Source organism: Vreelandella titanicae BH1 (assembly GCF_000336575.1).
Taxonomy (GTDB): domain Bacteria; phylum Pseudomonadota; class Gammaproteobacteria; order Pseudomonadales; family Halomonadaceae; genus Vreelandella; species Vreelandella titanicae.
This window is the reverse complement of sequence record NZ_AOPO01000001.1, coordinates 433,409-452,024: the sequence shown is the minus strand read 5'-3', so window position 1 is coordinate 452,024 and position 18,616 is coordinate 433,409. Positions and strand designations below refer to the sequence as shown.

16 protein-coding genes are annotated in these 18,616 nt (G+C 54.3%); 9 read left to right on the top strand and 7 right to left on the bottom strand.

Features of this window, described 5'->3' with window-relative positions:
- Window positions 1-112: 112 nt before the first annotated feature.
- Together HALTITAN_RS01870 and HALTITAN_RS01865 are read left to right on the top strand one after the other, a co-directional pair.
- Window positions 113-748 carry a glutathione S-transferase family protein gene (locus HALTITAN_RS01870; RefSeq protein ID WP_027958369.1) on the top strand — a complete coding sequence of 212 codons (636 nt, stop codon included), beginning with the start codon at window positions 113-115 and terminating at the stop codon, window positions 746-748.
- 57 nt (window positions 749-805) lie between these two features.
- On the top strand, window positions 806-2,779 hold the full coding sequence (locus HALTITAN_RS01865) for a 2Fe-2S iron-sulfur cluster-binding protein (RefSeq protein ID WP_009286082.1): 1,974 nt from the start codon (window positions 806-808) through the stop codon (window positions 2,777-2,779).
- Between the two features lie 15 nt (window positions 2,780-2,794).
- On the opposite strand, the gene HALTITAN_RS01860 is transcribed toward HALTITAN_RS01865, so the two are convergent.
- Both HALTITAN_RS01860 and HALTITAN_RS01855 read right to left on the bottom strand, forming a co-directional pair.
- A complete protein-coding gene (locus tag HALTITAN_RS01860; protein WP_027958367.1) occupies window positions 2,795-3,583 on the bottom strand; it encodes an SDR family oxidoreductase in 789 nt (262 codons plus the stop codon).
- A 32-nt stretch (window positions 3,584-3,615) separates the two neighbouring features.
- Entirely contained in the window at window positions 3,616-3,885 is a 270-nt protein-coding gene (locus HALTITAN_RS01855; protein WP_236614914.1) for an SDR family NAD(P)-dependent oxidoreductase, read from the bottom strand.
- Between HALTITAN_RS01855 and HALTITAN_RS01850 the strand changes: the two genes are divergently transcribed.
- The gene (locus HALTITAN_RS01850) at window positions 3,877-4,197 is read left to right on the top strand and encodes an IclR family transcriptional regulator domain-containing protein (protein WP_161609164.1); all 321 of its coding nucleotides are present in this window, start codon (window positions 3,877-3,879) and stop codon (window positions 4,195-4,197) included. The two genes, HALTITAN_RS01855 and HALTITAN_RS01850, sit on opposite strands and share 9 nt — an antisense overlap.
- Before the next feature lie 260 nt (window positions 4,198-4,457).
- Window positions 4,458-5,354 (top strand): LysR family transcriptional regulator, encoded by an 897-nt coding sequence (locus HALTITAN_RS01845; protein WP_009286081.1) that lies wholly within the window; start codon window positions 4,458-4,460, stop codon window positions 5,352-5,354.
- A 12-nt stretch (window positions 5,355-5,366) separates the two neighbouring features.
- Here the strand turns inward: HALTITAN_RS01845 and HALTITAN_RS01840 are convergent, their stop codons facing one another.
- The 3 genes from HALTITAN_RS01840 to HALTITAN_RS01830 form a co-directional block, all read right to left on the bottom strand.
- The gene (locus HALTITAN_RS01840; RefSeq protein WP_009286080.1) at window positions 5,367-6,872 is read right to left on the bottom strand and encodes an AbgT family transporter; all 1,506 of its coding nucleotides are present in this window, start codon (window positions 6,870-6,872) and stop codon (window positions 5,367-5,369) included.
- 73 nt (window positions 6,873-6,945) lie between these two features.
- A complete protein-coding gene (locus HALTITAN_RS01835) occupies window positions 6,946-8,115 on the bottom strand; it encodes a M20 metallopeptidase family protein (protein ID WP_009286079.1) in 1,170 nt (389 codons plus the stop codon).
- Window positions 8,116-8,410: 295 nt separating this feature from the next.
- The gene (locus tag HALTITAN_RS01830) at window positions 8,411-9,091 is read right to left on the bottom strand and encodes an IclR family transcriptional regulator (protein WP_039857486.1); all 681 of its coding nucleotides are present in this window, start codon (window positions 9,089-9,091) and stop codon (window positions 8,411-8,413) included.
- A 202-nt stretch (window positions 9,092-9,293) separates the two neighbouring features.
- On the opposite strand from HALTITAN_RS01830, the gene HALTITAN_RS01825 reads away from it, so the two are divergent.
- Together HALTITAN_RS01825 and HALTITAN_RS01820 are read left to right on the top strand one after the other, a co-directional pair.
- Window positions 9,294-11,645 carry a cytochrome P450/oxidoreductase gene (locus tag HALTITAN_RS01825; protein WP_009286078.1) on the top strand — a complete coding sequence of 784 codons (2,352 nt, stop codon included), beginning with the start codon at window positions 9,294-9,296 and terminating at the stop codon, window positions 11,643-11,645.
- Between the two features lie 77 nt (window positions 11,646-11,722).
- Entirely contained in the window at window positions 11,723-12,790 is a 1,068-nt protein-coding gene (locus HALTITAN_RS01820; protein ID WP_009286077.1) for a TRAP transporter substrate-binding protein, read from the top strand.
- A 279-nt stretch (window positions 12,791-13,069) separates the two neighbouring features.
- Here HALTITAN_RS01820 and HALTITAN_RS24645 read toward each other — a convergent pair whose 3' ends face one another.
- Together HALTITAN_RS24645 and hppD are read right to left on the bottom strand one after the other, a co-directional pair.
- Window positions 13,070-13,447 carry a Rieske (2Fe-2S) protein gene (locus HALTITAN_RS24645; RefSeq protein ID WP_081742564.1) on the bottom strand — a complete coding sequence of 126 codons (378 nt, stop codon included), beginning with the start codon at window positions 13,445-13,447 and terminating at the stop codon, window positions 13,070-13,072.
- 14 nt (window positions 13,448-13,461) lie between these two features.
- On the bottom strand, window positions 13,462-14,568 hold the full coding sequence (gene hppD / locus HALTITAN_RS01815) for a 4-hydroxyphenylpyruvate dioxygenase (protein WP_022521422.1): 1,107 nt from the start codon (window positions 14,566-14,568) through the stop codon (window positions 13,462-13,464).
- A gap of 128 nt (window positions 14,569-14,696) precedes the next feature.
- Here hppD and HALTITAN_RS01810 point away from each other — a divergent pair, with 128 nt between their 5' ends.
- The 3 genes from HALTITAN_RS01810 (at window position 14,697) to HALTITAN_RS01800 (ending at window position 18,560) form a co-directional block, all read left to right on the top strand.
- The gene (locus tag HALTITAN_RS01810; RefSeq protein ID WP_022521423.1) at window positions 14,697-15,173 is read left to right on the top strand and encodes an Lrp/AsnC family transcriptional regulator; all 477 of its coding nucleotides are present in this window, start codon (window positions 14,697-14,699) and stop codon (window positions 15,171-15,173) included.
- A gap of 33 nt (window positions 15,174-15,206) precedes the next feature.
- Window positions 15,207-16,769 carry a sigma-54-dependent transcriptional regulator gene (locus HALTITAN_RS01805; RefSeq protein ID WP_027958354.1) on the top strand — a complete coding sequence of 521 codons (1,563 nt, stop codon included), beginning with the start codon at window positions 15,207-15,209 and terminating at the stop codon, window positions 16,767-16,769.
- A 330-nt stretch (window positions 16,770-17,099) separates the two neighbouring features.
- Window positions 17,100-18,560, top strand: a complete 1,461-nt coding sequence (locus HALTITAN_RS01800; RefSeq protein ID WP_009286074.1) for a sodium-dependent transporter — start codon at window positions 17,100-17,102, stop codon at window positions 18,558-18,560.
- Window positions 18,561-18,616: the final 56 nt, after the last annotated feature.

Genomic DNA, 18,616 nt, shown 5'->3' with positions numbered 1-18,616 from the left:
GTATTGTTCAGTATCGCTATTCTTGCACTCCTTGATTTGGCGCAGGATGGGTGATGTCGCTTAACACCTGTGACGTTCATCTATCGAGGCGCTCACTCAAGGAGATAATTACATGCCACACGCTATCAAGGTTTACCGCCACGCTCTTTCCGGCCACTGCCATCGCATTGAGCTGATGCTTTCGCTGCTCGGTTTGCCTGCCACTTTTATCGATGTCGATCTTGCCGCGGGCGAACACAAAGCGTCGCCTTTCCTGAACCTGAACGCCTTCGCGCAGGTGCCGGTGCTCGATGACCAAGGGGTTATCCTGGCGGATTCCAATGCCATTCTGGTCTATCTGGAACGCCGCTATGGTTCTGGGCAGGGTGCTGGTCGCTGGCTACCGGACGACCCGTTGATTCAAGCCCAAGTGCAACGCTGGCTGTCCGTGGCGGCAGGGCCTTTGGCGAACTCCGCGATGAAGGCCAGGCTGGTGACGGTCTTTAATGCCCCTTTCGACCCTGAACCGCTGATTGCCGATGCCCATGAGCTGTTCGCGATTGTCGATGCCCACTTGGCGCATCAGCCCTTCCTGGCGGGTGAGCACGCCACGCTGGCGGAGATTTCGCTCTACAGCTACATCGCCCATGCGCCTGAAGGGAATGTCTCGCTGGAACCCTACCCGCATATCCGCACCTGGCTGCAGCGTATCGAGGCGCTGGAAGGGTTTGTACCCATGAAGGTGACCAAGGTGGGGCTGGTGCGCTAGGCCAGCCGATGCAGCATTTCAAATCGGTGCGGGCGACCTGCTCGCGAGGAGTCGAGGGTGAATAACGACGTCACCAGCAGCCCATGGCATGAAGGCGAGCTTGCCTTGCAGCGCGTGGTCGGCGTGGAAAAACAGATGGTGGAGGTGGGCCGCAAGGTGATGCGCCCCTTTCTAACGCCGCAGCTGCAACACTTCTTTCCCCAGTTGCCCTTTGTGGCAGCAGCAGCGGTGGATCATGACGGTTGGCCTTGGGTCACGCTGCTGGAGGGCGCGCCGGGGTTTGTTCATGCGCCGGACGAGTCACGGCTCGATTTAGCATTAACGCCGCCTGTGGATGACCCTCTTGCACCGCTACTTAACAGCGGCACCAGCATTGGCCTATTGGGCATTGAGCTGCACACGCGCCGTCGTAACAGGGTCAACGGTGTATTGCGGGGCTCAGCAAGCCAATGGCAGTTGGAAGTGACTCACGCCTTCGGTAATTGCCCCCAATACATTCACGACTGGTCGGCGATGAGGCCGGTGCAGCCCCAGACGGGCCCCGTGCTAAGCAAGCGCGACGCGACCCTCGACCAGTTGCCAGAGCCGGTGCTGGCACATATCGACCGGGCGATCACCGCCTTCGTGGGTAGTTACGCGCATACCGACCAGGGCGCCCAGGTGGATGCCTCTCATCGCGGAGGGCAACCGGGGTTCATTCGGCGTCAGGGAAGTGATCTGATTCTGCCTGATTTTGCAGGCAATCGATTCTTCAACACCTTGGGCAACGTGCTGGCCAGCGGACGCGCGGCCCTGGTGATACCGGATTTCACCAGCGGGAATGTGCTGCATCTGACCGGGGAAGCGCGGCTGGTGGACGAGGAGGCCGCTGGGGCGCGTTATCCTGGCGCTGAACGCTACTGGTGCCTAACCCCACGGCATATCGTTTGGCGACCAAGGGCCTTGCGCTGGCGTAGCCATGCCAGTGCAGTGGCCGTTGAGGCGGCGCCCCATGGGCCCTGGCAAGTGCTTGCGCCTTCCTCTCAACAGCGTGTTCAGGTGGCCGCCGTGGTGCAGGAGACACCCGAGATCCGCTCTTTCTATTTGAAGAGTGCCCGACAAGACAAGGCGCTGACGCCCTTTAACGCGGGCCAGTTCATTACGTTACACGTGCCGCGCCTGGATGGCACGGCGCTGGTACGCAGCTATACGCTTTCGGGTGACAGCCAGCAGGCCGGCTATCGCATCAGTATTAAGGCCGATGGTGAGGGCTCGCACTACGTGCACAGCGCGCTTCAGGTGGGTACTGAACTAGCTGTGAGTATGCCAATGGGGTCATTCACGGCAGAGGCTAGCGGCTCAGAGCGTGCCCACTGGGTACTGCTGGGTGGCGGTATCGGTATTACGCCCATATTGAGCCTGGCACATGAATTGACCGGGGCAGGCCGTGGCCCGGTAACGTTAGTGCAGAGCGTGCGCGATGTGGCCGAAGCCCCTTTCGGTGCAGAGCTACTCGACCTTGAGGCGCGAGGGCTGCGTTTGCAGCGGCATGTCACCAGAACTACAACTGCCCTCAATGGATGGATGGCAGGCCGGGTTTCACTGGGGCAGGTGTTTACCGATCAGGTGCTATCAGAAGTACAGCTCTACCTATGCGGCCCCGCCGCCTTTGTAGAGCGCTACCACCAGGAGGCGCTGGAGCTCGGACTTATGCCCGCGCAGATACACACAGAAGCGTTTGGCCCCTCGGCGCTGGCGCAAACATATACAGCCCCCACCGCCGAACAACCGGTAGAAGTCAGCTTTGCCAACCCCAGCGCGGTGGCCCACTGGCAGCCGGGTGAAAGCCTGTTGGAAACCGCTGAAAAAGCGGGGCTTCAACCTGCCTATGGGTGCCGCAGCGGTAGCTGTGGCGAGTGCGCCTGCACGTTGGTGCAGGGGGAGGTTACCTACCCAGATGGCATATCCGCGCCAGAGGGGGAGATTCTGCTGTGCAGCGCTCGCCCAGCGGTAAACTCGGGGAGGGTAGAGATTACGCTGCCTAACGGTTAATCGCGCCTCAATCGATTAGAAGGTTCCTGGGTAGGCACCGCCGTCGAGCAGGATGTTCTGCCCTGTTAGATAACCTGCATGCTCGCTGCACATAAAGGCGCAGAAGGCGCCAAACTCCTCGGCGGTGCCGAATCGTCGGGTCGGTACGCCTTGGGCTCGCTGCTCGCGTACCTGTTCGATAGTTTGCTGACTCTTCTCGGCGACATTTTTGAAGTTGCCGCGCAGGCGGTCGGTATCAAAGGAGCCGGGTAATAGGTTATTGATCGTGACGTTGTGCGAGGCAAGTTGCGGCTGGCGAGCAAGCCCCGCGACGAAGCCGGTTAGCCCACTGCGCGCGCCGTTGGATAACCCGAGAATGTCGATGGGGGCTTTTACGGCGCCCGAGGTAATATTGACCACACGTCCAAAGCCGTTGGCGGCCATACGGTCTACCGTGGCCTTGATCAGCTCAATAGGCGTGATCATGTTGGCATCCACGGCCTGTATCCACTCCTCCCGACTCCAGTCGCGAAAATCACCCGGCGGCGGCCCGCCATTATTGTTGATCAGAATATCGACCTGCGGGCAGGCGGCCAGCAGCGCCTCGCGTACCTCCTCGCGCCCGATATCCCCAGCCACAGGGCGAACCTCGATGGCTGGATTAAGGGCCCGCAACGCGTCGGCGGTCTTGTCGAGCACCTCGGCATTGCGTGAATTAATGGCTAGATTGACACCCTCTTTGGCCAGCGCTTCGGCGCAGCCTCGCCCCAACCCTTTGCTCGCTGCGCATACCACGGCCCAGCGTCCCGCGATTCCAAGATCCATACCATGTACTCCTGTGTGTTCGATATTTGGGCTCAACGTGACGAATAGCCACCGTCTAGCGGTAATAGTACGCCCGTTATAAAATTAGCGCCCGGTGAAGCCAAGAACAGCGCCGGCCCAGCGAGGTCGTCGGGTTTGCCCCAGCGGCCCATGGGCGTGCGCCCGACGAGTTCCGCCGAGCGTTCGCTGTTCTGGGTGAGTGCTGCCGTCAAGTCGGTGGCAATCCAGCCTGGCGCAAGGGCATTGACGCGAATACCATCGCTGGCCCAGGCGATCGCCAACGACCGCGTGAGTTGGGCCACGCCGTCCTCGACGAAGCCACCCGTGAGCAGTATCTGGCTCAATTGACCTTAGAGCCTGTCACACATCTCACCTGCACGACGCTTGAGGCGTTGCGCAATGAACTCACGCTGACGCGAGAACGTGGTTACGCAATCGATGACGAGGAAAATGAACTAGGCATTATCTGTTTCGGTCAGGCAGTTCGCGGCGCCGATGGTCGCGTTGAAGGGGCTATCAGCGTCAGCGTGCCACGCTATCGACCGCCTGATGATGGGCATCAACGTATATTGGAGTGTATCCGTTCGCTATGCAGTGACGCTGGCTTGGTGTAGTGCCTTGGCCTAAGGCGTAATGCGCATTAATTAAATAGAGTGTAGTGCTGTAGGCAAGTCGTGATTAGCTAATTTTATTGCGAAATACCTAAGTCTCTTCTGTAATGGCACTCGCGTAAGCAGTGCCCTCCCAGCGGCGCACTCGGGGAGGTTAAATATCATGATTGCGTAGTCGGTAGCTATGGGGGATAAAAATTCGATTAGCTAGCTAACGTCAGTCTATCATGCTGATTCAATTTTTCGATCCTTACGGCTAGCCCATGGATATACTGGATAAACGTGCTTTCTATTTGTTGGAGGTGAGCAGCTGTGGCGGTATTCGCGCAGCGGCAGAGCATCTGCATATCAACCCTTCCGTGGTGAGCCGTCAAGTACGAGGCCTCGAACGAGACTTGGGTATGGCGCTGCTAGAACGGCAGGGGCGTCATGTCATGCTGACGGAAGCGGGCCAATTGGTGGTGGATAGTTTTCTAGCTCAGCGGCGGTTGAACTCAGAGCTGGGGGATACGCTGTCTCGTCTGCGTAACATGCAGGCGGGGAAAGTGGTGGTATCTGTAGGTGATGGCTTTGTGGATAGCTTCATCAATTACGTGATGCGACGGGTTTCGAAGCAGTATCCAGATGTGCTGATCGAGATAAAAACTGGTATTTACTATCCACGCGAACCCCATGAAATGGTGGCTAACGACGAGGTTGATATTGCTATTACCTATGGTCCAGTTTCTGATCCGAGGCTCATTGTGCACTCTTTTGAGCGAGGGCCGCTGTGTGCTCTGGTTGCACTGTTTCATCCCCTCGCCAGTCAGGAAAGTGTTTCGGTAGCAGAGCTATTAAAGCATAAGCTAATTTTTCTACCGGACGTGTCGGGTTCGCAGCAATTTGTCAATTCACTGTTTAGCGCCGCCGGGCAACCGGCAACGCCCAGCTATCGCTGCAACTTACATTCCGTTTCACGGAGAATGGCGAGTGCGGGTGTTGGGGTGTCATTTATGACGGCGGCGGCTGCGCGCAATGAAATAGAGTCTGGGTTACTTAAAGCGGTTCCCATTCAGCATCCTATGGCTGCCAGCAGTCAGGGCAACCTAGTGCGCCGAGTCGGCAGAAGGCTGTCGCCTGCTGCCGACTATCTGTGGAAACTTATGCTGACAATGCAGTGATGCTTAGCGGCATCAGTTAGCCATCATGTAAACGCCGGGGCCAATCGGCCATCCCATGGCTAGCCAGAACATCAGAAACGCAGACCAGGCGATCAAGAAGCTCAAGGCCAATGGCAGCATGGTGGCGATGAGACTACCTAATCCCATATCAGGTTTGTAGCGCTGCATGTACACCAGGGCGACCGAGAAGTAGGGGCTCATTGGGGAGATGATGTTGGTACTAGAGTCACCGATGCGGAACATCGCCAATACAAAGGCGGGGTCAAAGTCGATCATCATTAGCATGGGCACGAAGACCGGCGCCATTAATGCCCACTGTGCCGAGCCACTGGTCATAAAGACGTTAAGTACCGCGCTCATCGCAATAAACGCACCTACTAGCGGGAGCCCAGTAAACCCGGTGCTTTGCAGAATGTTTGAGCCTTCAATGGCAATGTACTGACCAAGCTCCGACCAACGGAAGTAGGCAATAAATTGCGAAATGGCAAAGAACAGCACGAGGGTGGGTGCCAGATCGCTAGCTGACTCGGCCATGTGTTTGGGCACGTCACGGCTACTGGTGATCTTGCTGGTAGTGATGCCATAAACCAGCCCAATAGTGACGAAGTAGATAAACATAAGCGGCACCAGCGAGCGTAGGAACGGCGATGGAATCAGGCCGCCCTCTTCATTACGCAGTGGAGATGCCTCCGGTACCACGGCTATTAACACCAGCGCGAGATAAAGCAAAGTGGCAATGCCGACACGCTTGAGGCCTCGCTTTTCTGCCTCGGTCAATTCTGGTTTGACGATATCAGTTTTAAAGTCCTTGCCCATCGGCAGTGTACGTTGAAGTCTGGGTTCCACTATTTTATCGACAATCAAGGTGCCCACAGTCGCAAGTACAAATACTGAGCAGGCCACGAAATAGTAGTTATCGATCGGTGACACATAGGCTTCAGGGTCAACTAAACGCGCAGCGTCAGTGGTAATGCCGGCAAACAGTGCGTCCCCTACGGTAATGAAGAGGCTAGCATCAAACCCCGCTCCAGCGGCAGCGTAGGCAGCTGCTGCACCGGCAATCGGATGTCGCCCAACCGAGTAGTACACCATAGCCGCTAAGGGAATTAAGATTAGATAGTTGGCGTCTGATGCGATGCTGCCGCAAATACCGGCCATAAATACACAGAAGGTAAGCAGAGAGGGCGGCGCTTTCGCCACACTGACCTGCATCAACGTTGACATCAGGCCGACCTTATCCGCCAAGCCAATGCCAAACATGACGACTAGAATCAGTCCCAGTGGGGGGAAGTTGACAAAGTTACTGACCACACTGGTCAGCATGAACTCGATCCCATCCGATGAAAGCAGGCTGCGAACGTAAACCTCTGCATCGGTTTGGGGATTAATTGCAGAAACACCCAAGGTAGCGAGTATGGTGGAAATCACCACGACAATAGCCGCTAGAATGGTAAACAAAATAAAAGGGTGGGGCAGCTTATTGCCCACTCGTTCTATAGAAGAGAGTACGCCTTGCATAGTTTTGATCCTTATTTTTAAACGTTATTTTTAAACCTAATGGCTTAGTAAAGGACTATTGGTAAGGGGGTTTTTAGTACTTTGTTAGCAGTTCTTTGACTAGGGCTACGAACATTCCGCCTGCCACTGGTAGGATTTGATCATTGAAGTCATAACGCTCGTTGTGCAGGTAAGCACCTTCGCCGTTGCCGACAAAAAAGAAGCAGCCAGGTACTTCCTGGAGGTAAAAAGCAAAGTCCTCCGCGCCCATGGTGGGCATATAGTCCAACTGCTGAATATCATTGCTAACGGTGTGCTTGGTGGCTATAGACAGCACTAGTTCAGACCAGCCTTGATCATTGACTAGCGGGGGGACTTGGTGCAGGTGCTCCATATGGTAATAAGCACCATGCGCTGCACAAACACCTTGGGTCACTTGCTCAAGTTTTCCCGCCAGTGCTTCTCGGGAAGAGGGTCGGTCGCTACGAATATTAACCAGTAGCTCGGCGTGGCCGGGAATAACGTTGGCAGCATCGCCAGCATGGAAGGAAGCTACTGTAATAACGCCCGCTTCCAGTGGCGATTTATGACGTCCTGCCAGCCCCTGCAACTGTTGCACCAGCGATGAACCTATATAAATAGGATCTACCGCCAGGTGCGGCATGGCTGCGTGGCCAGAGACGCCTTCTATAGTGACTTTATAAGTGTCGTTTCCTCCCATCGCGGGGCCAGGCTTAACGAACAGCTGACCAGCGGGAAAGCCAGGGCGATTATGATAGCCAAACACTGCGTCCACTTTCGGATTCTGTAGCACACCCGCTTTGACCATTAAATCGGCACCGTTTCCACCTTCTTCGCCCGGCTGAAACAGCAGTTTGATATGGCCGCACAGCTCGTCCCGCATTGCCATAATAGCTTCTGCGGCAAGCAGCAGTGTGGCGGTATGTCCATCGTGGCCGCAGGCGTGCATTAGACCTTCTCGCTGGGAACGGTGGGCAAAGGCGTTGGTTTCATTAATCGGCAGTGCGTCCATATCGGCGCGAAAAGCAAGCACGGGTCCTTCCCGACCTGTATCCAGTTCCGCCATGACACCAGTGGTGGCGATGCCTTCCGTTACTTGATAACCAAGTTCGCTAAGCCGCTTGGCAACGAGTCTCGCAGTATCGTTTTCTTGGAATTTAAGCTCTGGGTTCTGGTGAAGCTTATGCCGCAGTTCGGTGGCTTCATGCAGTTGCTGTTTTGAAAATACTTGCTCTGAAAACATGTCCTGTCCTTGCCGTTATCGATGTATTTTTTGGCGCTTTTACGTTAAGCGACTTGGCAGGCAGAAAAGAGGCAGTTGAGTAACGAGTTTGTTGCTTTGAAAGCAACAGTGGCGGTATTTCACAACCAAAAAATTGAATTTAGGTAGGCAGTGCCTGAAATGGCGCAAGGTATGCCGAGCCAGTTCAGATAGGACTAGGACGTGTCACGTAACCAGCATTCCCGAAGCAATACCGACGACAAGGCGACCACCTTGTCGCTGGCTCATTCATTATCGCTATTAAATGGCGAGTGAATCATCGAGCAATTAGCTCGGCAATTCGCTGGGCAGCTGCTTTTACTTCCGTGATAGCGGTCTCTTTATCTAGATCCTCCATGGCCACCACGCCCACACAGGCCTCAATGGTAGGGCGAAACGATGTGGACGAGATAGCGCTGGCCACGCCTACTGCCCCGCGTTGTAGCTGCCCATGAGTCAGGCTGTAGCCGTCGAGTCGTGCCTGCTTTATCGCCTCACCTTCTTCCGGGTGAGAGGGCCGTTCGGCAAGGATGGCAATACCGGCAGCGCCCAACGTCAACGGATGGCGGCTACCCACTCGGTAGCCGATTTGCAGAGGCATTTCTCCTGACTCTGCCACCATTAACACAACGCATTCCTCCCCCTGAGCGACAGAGATGAAAGCGGTGGCGCGGGTGGCTCTGGCTAGTGCTTGCAAGAGTGGCTGGGCAATAGCGCGTAGATGAGGTTCAAAGCGAGACGCAAGCAGTGCCGTACCAGCACCCAGGCGAATGGGGCCTTCGGGGCTGCGCGTAATCAGCCCATGGCTGGCCAGAGTGGTCACGATGCGGTAGGCAATGGCTCGATGAATATCGAGGCGTTCAGCTAGATCGGCAATGGAAATGCCATCGCTATGCTCGGAGACAATTTCCAGTGCCTTGAGTCCGCGATCAAGCGTTTGCAACGTGTTGTTAGCCATAGAAAGGCACCTCGGTATTAGGGTTCGGTAAGTGGGCGCGATAACAGGACTCAATAGTTAGCCAAGCGATACAGACTAACGCAGCTACGCTGAGGAGTTGACTCGCCGACAGAAACTGCCTACCTTCATTGTGCATTAAAAGAAACTAAGTGTTCGATAAAAGTAAAACAAATACGAGCCACTTAATTTTACGGAGCCCTTCATGGCATCAGTGTCTCACCGTTCTGGTAGTGCATCAGGCGAGTGCCCTTTTCAACCATCACAGGCGTCCGTGGCATTATCGCCTACCGGTTGCCCAGTCTCCCCTGAAGCGGCCGAATTCGATCCCTTCGATGCGCCTTATCAGCTTGACCCCGCTGAGGCGCTGCGTTGGTTCCGCGAACAGGAGCCGGTGTTCTACAGTCCCAAACTCGACTACTGGGTCGTGAGCCGCTATGAAGATGTAAAGGCGGTTTTCCGTGACAACGTCACCTTCTCGCCCTCTATCGCGTTGGAGAAACTAACCCCCGCACCGCCCGAGGCGACGAAAATTCTCGAGGGCTACGGTTTCGCAATGCGTCGTACCATGGTCAACGAGGATGAACCGGATCACATGGAACGCCGCCGCCTACTGATGGATGCCTTCCTGCCCGAGAACCTTGAGAAGCATGAAGCGTGGGTACGTGAGTTGGTGCGTGACTATATGGATTGCTTCATCGACAAGGGGCGTGCGGATCTGGTGGGCGAGATGTTTCGGGAAATTCCCATGACCGTCGCACTGCGCTTCCTGGGTGTTCCCAATGAGGATGCCAAGGAACTTCGCAAGTTCTCGGTTGCCCACACGCTGAATACCTGGGGCCGCCCATCCCCGGAGCAGCAACTGCAGATTGCCGAGGATGTGGGTCAATTCTGGAAAACCGCACAAACTATCCTCGACCGCATGTGTGCCGACCCCAGCGGCGAGGGATGGATGTACGACTCAATCCGCATGCACAACCGGCATCCTGACATTGTGCCGGAGAGCTATTTGCGCTCGATGATGATGGCCATTCTGGTGGCGGCCCATGAGACCACCGCGTTCGCCACCACCAATGCCTTTCTTACTCTGCTATCAAACCGGGAGTCATGGAACGACATCTGCGAGAACCCTGCTTTGATCCCCAGCGCCATCGAGGAGTGCCTGCGCGCCGCTGGTTCGGTCGTGGCCTGGCGGCGTATCGCTACCGAAGACACTCTGGTAGGGGGCAAGAAGATTCCGAAGGGGGGTAAGTTGTTAATCGTGCAGGCGTCGGCCAACCGCGATCCGAGACACTTTGAAAATCCTGACGAGTTCGATATCTACCGCCATAACTCAGCGGAGCACTTTACTTTCGGCTACGGTGCGCATCAGTGCATGGGGAAAAACATTGCCCGCATGGAGATGCGCATCATCCTTGATGAATTTGTCCGTCGGTTACCCCATATACGCCTGGTCGAGGATCAATCGTTTGAGTATCTGCCCAACACCTCTTTTCGTGGGCCCACGTCGCTATGGGTGGAGTGGGAGCCTGCGCAGAATCCTGAACGGCGACACCACGCTGTGTTGGAGAACCCTACGCTTTTCCATATTGGTGCACCTATCAAGGAGGATATCGTGCGTCGGGTCGTGGTCGCCGAGGTGAAGCGTGAAGCTGAGTCGGTGATCCGTGTTGGTTTGGTGGATCCCCATGGGCGTGAGTTACCCGACTGGACCCCCGGTTCGCATATAGAACTGGTATCGGGAGAGTGGCGCCGCTACTACTCACTGTGCGGGACACGCGATGACCGTAACCGTCTTTCCATCGCCATCCTACGAGAACCCGAGGGGCGCGGCGGCTCGGTGCACTTCCACGACACGGTCAAGCCGGGGGATGTACTGCATATCGCTGGTCCCAAGAACCATTTCCACCTGGACGAGACGGCAACGCGCTATACCCTGATAGCCGGTGGTATTGGCATCACGCCGATTATTGCCATGGCGGATCGACTCAAGGCTCTCGGCAAGCCCTATGTACTCCACTACTGCGGTGCCGGACGGCGAACCATGGCCTTTTTGGAGAGAGTCGAACGTGACCATAGCGCCGCGCTAACCCTCCATGCCGGTGATGAAGGGTGTCGCCTTGATCTACCGAGTGCACTTAGCAGCCTAGCCGAAGGTGAACAGGTCTACGCCTGCGGCCCTGAGCGCCTGCTGGAGGCGCTTGGGTCGCTGGCGGAGAAGTGGCCCGAGGGTACCTTGCACGTTGAGCACTTCACCGCCCGCTCCAACATCCTCGATCCTGAGAACGAGCACGCCTTCGAAGTAGTGCTGGCGGACTCCGACCTGACGCTGCAGGTCGGTAACCACCAGACCCTGCTTGAGGCGCTAACCTCGGCGGGGGTGGATGTACCGAGCGACTGCTGCGAAGGCCTGTGTGGTACCTGCGAAGTGGCTGTGATCGAGGGGCATATCGATCACCGAGACCTAGTGCTCAGCCGTACTGAGCGCGACGCCAATGATCGCATGATGGCCTGCTGCTCGCGGGCAGCGGGCAAGCGCCTGACTCTGGCGCTCTAAACGCTAACACCCTTAAAAGAACCTCTGTTTTACACTGGCACCATCGGGTACATGAACCATCAAAAAGGATAATCACAATGAAAAAAATGGCGACTTTGACCACCTTTTCAGCCCTGATGCTCTTGAGCTCTTTTCAAGGCGCGGCAGCGGCCGATACCGTGCTTCAAGTGAGTACCTGGGCGGGCCCTAACCACGGCGTTAATACCATCGTCTGGCCCACATGGGGGAAATGGGTTGAAGAGGCGACCGATGGTCGCGTCAGTGTCAATGTGACCCACGACCTTGGGCCGCCTAACGCGCAAATGGAGTTGGTGGCAGACGGTGTCGCCGATGTCACCTGGCTCTTCCACGGTTTAATGCCAGGGCGCTTTGAGCTGACCAAACTACCGGAATTCCCCACCTTTGAAGACTTTTCATCAGAAAATGCCTCCGTGGCTTACTGGCGTACTCACCAAGAATACCTAAGCGATGCCGGAGAGCATCGCGGCGTAGAAGTCCTGGGTTTGGGAGTGCATGGCCCTGGGGCGCTCTTCCTGGCTGAACCGATCGAAAGCCTTGACGATTTGCAAGGTAGACGGGCGCGTATAGGGGGCGGCGTGATGGCAGATATTTCCAGCGCGCTAAGCCTCACCGGTGTCGCACTACCGCCAGGTGGGACATACGAAGCAGCCACGCAAGGAGTGATCGACGGTGCAATGCTAACCCTTGAGGGACTTAAGAGCTTTCGATTAGCCGAGGTATTGCCCTACACGGTACAAATGCCGGGCGGCTTCTATCGTGGCAGCTTTTCCCTGGTCATCAATCCCGATACCTGGCAGTCGCTTTCCGAGCAAGACCGTAACGCCATTATGGATGTCTCAGGCGAAAAGTTGTCCCGCCTGTTTGGTTTCATGATGGATACCGTCGATGTGCGTGGCGTTGAGTTTGCCAAGGAGGAGGGCAACACCTTTATCGAGTTGCCTTCTGAAGAGGTCGAAAACTTCATGCAATTGGCGGCCAGCCTCCCCAGCGACTGGTTTGAAGTGGCCGCTGCGAAAGATGTTGATGGAGAGGCCGCCCGCGCATTCTTTCTCGAACAATTGCAGGTTGTCGCAGGCGACGATGAAGGCCTGAGCGCTGACGATGTGGTTGATCCTGACGCCTAAACTACGTGTTTTAATGTGCTAACTCGTATTCAGTCAATGCTGCCTCGCTTAGAGAAAGAGATATTGGCAAAACGTATCGGAATGAGGGAGTCTTGATCTAGGCAGTAATAGGCTTTTGGTGAGTATAGCGTTTCTGAGGAGCTGTATTGCTCATAAGCGAACTCGTTGAGTTCGCTTATGATGTGGCTGAATAATTGTGGGTTATTTATTCGATCTGGCCATGGTTGTCAGGTTTTTAACTAGAGATAAAAATAAGTTAGAACTTATGAAGTGATACTGTTAAGGCTCTCTATGCTTTATGCATAAGTTGCCTGCTAAGTCTTCAACGACAGGTATGGCGTCAAGTTTGTCACAGTCGCCTGTTAAGCAGTCTCCCGTTTTAATGTCAAACGCCGCCCCATGCGCACTGCATAGAAAACGGTGGCCATCTGATGAAATGATACTGTCCGACCGATAGTTTAAAGGTAAATATTGGTGAGGGCAGGCATTAACGTAGCAATAAATCGTGCCATTTATGCGTGTTGCAATAACCGGGAAAGATCCATTGCTGCTCATTACTTCCACGCAGCGTGCTTTGCCTTCTGGTATAGCGCTAGAAGGGCAAATAACAGCCCCCTCTTGGGGGGCATTTTCATAGTTACGCCAAGCGTCATGCACGGTGTGCCCTTTTACTATTCAGCGGTACTTTGCAACACGCCGCGGTTAATCTGATCCTCTTCGATGGACTCGAAAAGTGCTTTAAAATTGCCCTCTCCAAAACCATCATCGCCTTTACGCTGGATGAACTCGAAAAAGATGGGGCCAATCACCGTTTTGGAGAAGATTTGTAGCAAAATTCGGGTTTCACCGCCGCCCACGACACCTTCGCCGTCAATCAAAATGCCACGGCTGCGCAGTTTATCGAGAGGCTCCTGGTGGTCTTTAACACGCTCTAGCGACTTTTCGTAGTAGATGCTCGGCGGGCCAGGCATAAATTCGAGACCTGCATCAGCGATTAAGTCAGTACCGGAGTAGATGTCGTTTGTGGCAATGGCGATATGCTGAATGCCTTCGCCGTTATATTCGCGCAAGTACTCTTCAATCTGACTGTGATCGTCGGCACTTTCGTTAATGGGTATGCGAATTTTACCATCTGGAGAAGTCAATGCACGGCTGGTAAGACCTGTCATTTTACCGGTGATATCAAAGTAGCGTATTTCGCGGAAGTTAAAGGTGTCATGGTAAAACTTATACCATGTGTCCATATTGCCGCGAATAACGTTATGAGTGAGGTGATCAAGATAGTAAAAACCAAACCCCTTAGGATTAGGATCTACCTCATCGAACCACTCAAATTCGTTTGAATAACAGCTGCCTTTTTCGCCATACGTATCAATAAAGTAAAGCAGCGAACCGCCTATGCCAATAACCGCAGGCGCATCGATGGACTTATTACCTGTGAACTCTTCTGCACCCAAGTCGACGGCACGTTTTAGCGCATGCTGAGCATCAACGACGCGCCAAGCCATTGCTGGAGCACAGGGGCCGTGCGCCTCAATAAATGCTGACGCATGCGAGTTAGGCTCACTGTTAAGAAGGTAGTTGATATCGCCTTGTCGATAAACGGTGATCGACTTGTCACGATGTTTTGCAACGGGAACGAAACCCATTTGCCGAAATAAACTATCTAGTTTTTCCGGCTCGGGGTGTGCAAATTCAACAAACTCGAAGCCATCTGTGCCCGCTGGGTTTGCATCATTTATGGTTGCTTTGGGTGCGTCATGAGGGAAGGGGCCCATCGTTGTCTCTCCTTTATTGTCTTGTTGGGTGACAAGTTCAGTATAGGGAAGAGCCGGTACAATTAGGTTGCAAACTAACCTAAGATGCAGCCAAATAGTGCATAGAATGTGCGCAAAAGGAGTGCTGTATGCACGGAATTTCATTGGATCGTTATGATCTTGCAATTTTGTCAGCATTGCAAAAGAACTCAGCCCTCACCAATTCAGAGCTGGGTGAGCGAGTCAGCCTGTCTCCCTCTCAGTGCTCCCGACGCAAAGCGCGGCTAGAAGCCGAAGGTGTGATTAAGGGCTATTCGGCTAGGCTTGATGCTACTAGCCTAGGGTTTGGGCTGCGCGCTATCACCAGGGTTAATCTCAAAGCTCATGGTGAAAGCATGGATGATGATTTTGTGACATTACTGACGAAGCACGCCATGGTTCGTGAGGCCTATTCTGTGTCGGGAGACGCAGACTATGTGTTACATATCATCGCCAAGGATCTAACAGCGTTTTCGGACTTTATTCATCATCATTTATTACCTCATCCTAATGTCACCCAGGTTCGCTCTGAAATAATACTGCGTAGTATGAAAGAGGAGCAGGGGTTGCCGGTGGAAGGTGGCTAAGTAACTGCGTTTGTTTTGTGCTGTGAGGGTTCTATGCGTCTTAAATTTCACTGTCAGAATCGAATCGGCATTCTTCGCGATATTGTGGCCCAATTTGCTGACTACAGAATTAATGTCGCGCGAGGTGAAGTGGGGGGCGATCACGGCAGTACCATCTATCTACATGTCCCACAATTACTTAATGCTCAGTTGAGTACGCTTAAACCAGTATTGGAAGGCATTCCCGGTGTGTTTGGCGTTAAGCGCGCCAGCTTGATGCCCAGCGAACGGCGCCATTTGGAGTTGGATGCGCTGCTATCCTCGCTTTCTGACCCAGTGATGTCGATAGATATGCAGGGTCGGATTGTGGCGGCCAACCGTATTGCTGTCCAGGTATTGGGGGTGCGTGTTCAAGAAGTACCAGGGCTCTCGCTGGATCGTTACCTTGATGAGGTAGATCTTCCCGATTTAATTCGCCGTAACAACTCACGCATCAATGGGCTGCGAATCAAGCTGAAAGGCGATACCTATCTTGCTGATATAGCTCCCCTGCACACCGAAGACACGAATGTAGATTCATTAGCCGGAGCGGTTGTGACGTTACATCGTGCTGACCGCATCGGTGCCCGTATTTATCAAGTACAGCGCCAAGAGCTGCGTGGCTTTGAAGCCATCTTTCAATCGAGTTCGCGATTGGAGGCCGTGATCAACGAAGCGCGTCGCATGGCGCCATTGGATGCACCGCTACTGATTATGGGTGAAACGGGAACCGGGAAAGAGCTGGTGGCCAGGGCCTGTCATTTGGCCAGCCCCCGTGGGCAAGCGCCGTTTGTGGTGCTTAATTGTGCTGGGCTTCCTGAGTCGATGGCCGAAACAGAGCTTTTCGGTTACGCACCCGGTGCCTTCGAGGGCGCTCGCCCGGAAGGAAAGCTTGGCCTTCTGGAGCTTAATGCAGGCGGTACGGTCTTTCTTGATGAAGTCGGTGAAATGAGCCCTCGGCTGCAGACGAAACTGTTACGCTTCCTTCAGGATGGCGGATTCCGTCGAGTTGGGAGCGACGAAGAAACCTTTCTTGATGTGCGGGTGATCTGCGCCACTCAGCAAAACCTACCTCAGCTATGTAGTGAAGGTCTGTTTCGGCTAGATCTTTATCACCGTCTCAATGTGCTCTCTCTACAGGTGCCCCCTTTGCGTGAATGCCTGGACGGCATCGAAGACTTGGCGGCCTATGTGCTTGATCGTGCGGCGCGTCAGATAGGCTGTCCTTTACCGGAGCTTTCGACTGCTGCGTTGGAAAAGATAACCGGCTACGACTGGCCGGGTAATGTGCGTCAGTTGGAAAATGTGCTGTTTCAGGCGGTGTCATTATGCGAAGAGACGGCCATTCAGCCAGCGCATTTGCGCCTTCCGCCGAGCGAAGTGTCGCCTGCGCTTACTGGCATTCCCTTAGAGGGAAGCTTGAGCGACATGTTAGGGGAGGTGGAAAGAAATATCTTAAGTACGTTGTATCAACAGTATCCTTCCAGCCGCCAGTTAGGAAAGCGGTTGGGCGTTTCGCACACCACTATTGCCAATAAGCTCAAGCGTTACGGCATTGGTGCTCAAGAAGATTCTTAAAAAGTCCCATGGCAGGTGAATTAACTGTCACGATTTGTTTACGGGGTGTCAGAAAAACGCAACGGCAAGACCCCTGCCCTCGGCATATCCTCTTAAGCGTAACGATTAGTTTACAGTTGCACCTCTCTTATGTGGGTAGCATCGCGCCCAATGCGATGTGACCCCATTCCTGCCCTATCGCTATCCCCATAGACTCTTTATAGATTGCTCTTGATGACTGGTTGATCACAGTTGGTTGGCTTTTATAAGTAGCTAATCGCTCTTAAGTAGCTGTTCTAGCTGCTCATAAATAAATAGCCTAAAAACAATATAAATTTATAAGGTTTCCCAATGACAACGACAAATACGCCTCCCAATACGCTGTGGCTGGGCCGCTGGGGATTTGTACTGGCAGCCACTGGTTCTGCAGTGGGACTCGGTAATATCTGGAAGTTTCCTTACATCACGGGCGAGTTCGGGGGTGGCGCTTTCGTGCTGGTCTACCTGGCCTGCATATTGGCGGTAGGCGTCCCCATCATGATGGCTGAAATCAGTTTTGGCCGCCGCGGGCGAGGAAGCCCGGTTGACGCTATCCGTCGGGTGGTGCATGAGTCGGGCCATGGTAGTTTTTGGTCGATCTTTGGCTGGATGGCCATGCTCTGTGGTTTCATGATTCTGTCGTTCTACGTCGTAGTCGCTGGCTGGTCATTTTCCTATCTGTGGAAAATGCTGAGCGGCGGACTGGCCGGTAATAGCGTCGATGACATGGCGGCAATTTTCGCCGCTAATAATGCCAACCCTTTCACGCTAGGTGCTTGGAGTACGCTAGTGACGGTGCTGACCATGTTCATCGTCGGCAAAGGCGTACAGGCTGGCATTGAAAAGAGTGTCAGCTGGATGATGCCAGGCATGGTGATCATGCTGGGTATATTGATCGGCTACGGTGCTTTTTCCGGTGGCTTTGCTGAAGCATGGTCTTTCCTGTTCTCTTTCAATACCGAAGGGTTAAGCAGTGAAGGATTATTAGCAGCGCTGGGGCATGCCTTCTTTACCTTGTCGCTCGCATCGGGTGCGATTCTTACCTACGGCTCTTACCTGCCAGAAGGGCACTCCATCGCGCGCACGACATTCAGCGTGGCCATTGCCGATACCGTTGTTGCACTAATGGCAGGCTTGGCTATTTTCCCGATTATTTTCGCAAACGGAATGAATCCCGGCCAAGGGCCAGGATTGATCTTCATGAGCTTGCCATTGGCCTTCCAAGCGATGCCGTTTGGTACGCTGTTTGGCGTTCTGTTCTTTGTCATGCTGTCGATGGCTGCGCTTACGTCGTCGATTTCGATGATTGAGGCGACAGTCGCCTGGCTTGTTGCAAGCAAAGGGCTGACGCGTAAACGAGCATCGTGGGGTGTGGGTATCGTGCTGTGGTTGGTGAGTACCTTGGCAATGCTGTCATTCAACATGGGCGCGGATTGGACGTTTGCAGGTCGCACTTTCTTCGATTGGCTGGACTACTTGACCTCCCGCTGGATGATGCCGTTAGGCGGTTTGGGTATGGCGCTAATGGCAGGTTTCCTGCTGCGTACTGAAATATTCAGGGCGGAGCTAGGGCTCTCCCGTACCCAGCATGCACTGTGGCTATTTATGGTGCGTTACGTCAGCCCATTAGGCATCGTGTTAATTTTCATTGATACGCTGGGCCTAGCGACACTCCAGATAGGTACTCAGTGGCCGTGGTTGCTAGCACTGCTGGTGCTGATCACCGTGGTAGGAGAGTTCGCTAGCCCGCGATTACGTCAACCGGCTTCCTGAAGCTTTTCAGGAACAAGTGCTCAATAGATCTGAATAGAGAGATTGAAGCGCTCCCA

What these genes read in the sequence shown, in the direction of transcription:
- HALTITAN_RS01800 (WP_009286074.1), top strand. Translation starts at nt 17,100, where the DNA reads ATGACAACGACAAATACGCCTCCCAATACGCTGTGGCTGGGCCGCTGG.
- HALTITAN_RS01860 (WP_027958367.1), bottom strand. Translation starts at nt 3,583, where the DNA reads ATGGATCTTGGAATCGCGGGACGCTGGGCCGTGGTATGCGCAGCGAGC.
- HALTITAN_RS01870 (WP_027958369.1), top strand. Translation starts at nt 113, where the DNA reads ATGCCACACGCTATCAAGGTTTACCGCCACGCTCTTTCCGGCCACTGC.
- HALTITAN_RS01840 (WP_009286080.1), bottom strand. Translation starts at nt 6,872, where the DNA reads ATGCAAGGCGTACTCTCTTCTATAGAACGAGTGGGCAATAAGCTGCCC.
- HALTITAN_RS01825 (WP_009286078.1), top strand. Translation starts at nt 9,294, where the DNA reads ATGGCATCAGTGTCTCACCGTTCTGGTAGTGCATCAGGCGAGTGCCCT.
- HALTITAN_RS01845 (WP_009286081.1), top strand. Translation starts at nt 4,458, where the DNA reads ATGGATATACTGGATAAACGTGCTTTCTATTTGTTGGAGGTGAGCAGC.
- HALTITAN_RS01805 (WP_027958354.1), top strand. Translation starts at nt 15,207, where the DNA reads ATGCGTCTTAAATTTCACTGTCAGAATCGAATCGGCATTCTTCGCGAT.
- HALTITAN_RS01810 (WP_022521423.1), top strand. Translation starts at nt 14,697, where the DNA reads ATGCACGGAATTTCATTGGATCGTTATGATCTTGCAATTTTGTCAGCA.
- HALTITAN_RS01820 (WP_009286077.1), top strand. Translation starts at nt 11,723, where the DNA reads ATGAAAAAAATGGCGACTTTGACCACCTTTTCAGCCCTGATGCTCTTG.
- HALTITAN_RS01835 (WP_009286079.1), bottom strand. Translation starts at nt 8,115, where the DNA reads ATGTTTTCAGAGCAAGTATTTTCAAAACAGCAACTGCATGAAGCCACC.
- hppD (WP_022521422.1), bottom strand. Translation starts at nt 14,568, where the DNA reads ATGGGCCCCTTCCCTCATGACGCACCCAAAGCAACCATAAATGATGCA.
- HALTITAN_RS01830 (WP_039857486.1), bottom strand. Translation starts at nt 9,091, where the DNA reads ATGGCTAACAACACGTTGCAAACGCTTGATCGCGGACTCAAGGCACTG.